The sequence below is a fragment of the Pseudoalteromonas sp. NJ631 genome, from assembly GCF_000276645.1.
Classification (GTDB): Bacteria; Pseudomonadota; Gammaproteobacteria; order Enterobacterales; family Alteromonadaceae; genus Pseudoalteromonas; species Pseudoalteromonas piscicida.
In genome coordinates this window covers 1-1493 of the sequence record NZ_AKXJ01000035.1, presented here as the reverse complement: position 1 = coordinate 1493, position 1493 = coordinate 1, and the positions used below count along the sequence as shown (strand labels likewise).

Here is a 1493-nt window from a genome sequence, read left to right as displayed (position 1 = left end):
ATTACATAGGCCAAGTGCGATGCCGTTAACCCCTGCTCTGCTGGGCATAACCCCGCTGTCGGATACGATGCACAACAGTGCTCCTCTCCCTGCGCCATCCCGTCCAGGGCTATCACATCCCCTTCAAATTCGCACAACACCTCTGCCACATCACTGTGGCTGAGCACCACTTCCAGCCCAGCATCGTCCAGCATGTAACTTAAGCGCTCCGGTGGATAACTCGGGTCCAGTGGCACATACGCACCCCCAGCTTTTAATATCCCCAATATCCCTATCACCATCTCCAGTGAACGCGGAACACACAGTCCCACCAACGTATCTGGGCTCACCCCATGGCGCGCTATTAAATAGTGTGCAAGCTGATTGGCTTTGTCATTCAACTGCTGATAAGTCAGCGACGCTGCTTCAAACACCACCGCAACCTTATCCGGATATGCAGCCACTTGTTGCTCAAACAACGTGTGTAAGCACATATCCTTTGGATAGGTCACTGAAGTGTCATTTAACTCGCTCACCAAATGCGTGGTTTCCGCCGCCGATAACAACGGCAAGGCCTGCGGCGCTGTGTTTGACGTCGCCTCACACATCCCCTCAAGTAAACGACATAAATGTGCGTTCAATTGGTTAATGTGCGCCTCACTAAACAAACTCACATCATAGGTCCAATGTAAGTCCAGCCCTTCCTCGCTGATGTTTAACCCTACATTGAGGTCAAACTTCGCTTGAATAAAATCTGAGTGATATGCCTGAATATCTACCTCTGACAAAGTCATCGGCTGACTATCCCCCTTCACCCCGTAATCCGTGTTCGTGGTCAACATTATCTGGAACAGCGGGCTGTGTGCTTTACTTCTGGCAACCTTCAGTCGCTCTACCAGTTGTTCAAAAGGCACATCTTGATTCGCTTGTGCATCTAAATGCACTGCTCTTATGTGTGAAAAATAGTCTGATAAACTGGCATGCTGTGTATTGGCACGCAGTACCAACGTATTGACAAAGAAACCTATCAGTGGTGTTAATTCCGTTTGTAATCGGTTCGCCACCGGGGTCCCAATCACGATGTCATTGCTGTTACTGTGTCTCGATAGTAACAGCGCCAATGCGCCATGCAATAACATAAACGGCGTCAGCTGATGTTGTTTCGCCACCGCCTGAAGTTGTTGTGCCACACTCGCTGACAGATGACCTCTTACCACCGCACCTTGATGTTGTTTTGTCTCCGGGCGCGGAGTATCCAGTGGTAAACTGTGTAGGGCTGGTAGTTCATCTAACTGCTTCGTCCAATACCCCAGCTGTGACTCTAGCACTTCACCAGATAAGTAGCTCCGTTGCCAATGCGCATAATCAGCATATTGAATGGCCAGCGGAGGAAGTGGGTTCGCCTGCCCCTGGCTGTACGCTTCATACAAGGTGAAGAATTCTTGACTGAGCACCTGCATCGACCAGCCATCTGAGGCGATATGGTGCATGTTCAATACCATCACCCCCGTATC

General features: G+C 50.1%; 1 protein-coding gene. It reads right to left on the bottom strand.

From position 1 onward, the window contains the following. Positions 1-1493 (bottom strand): non-ribosomal peptide synthetase (locus tag A587_RS0123665; protein ID WP_017219564.1); only part of this gene is annotated, 1493 nt, incomplete at both ends.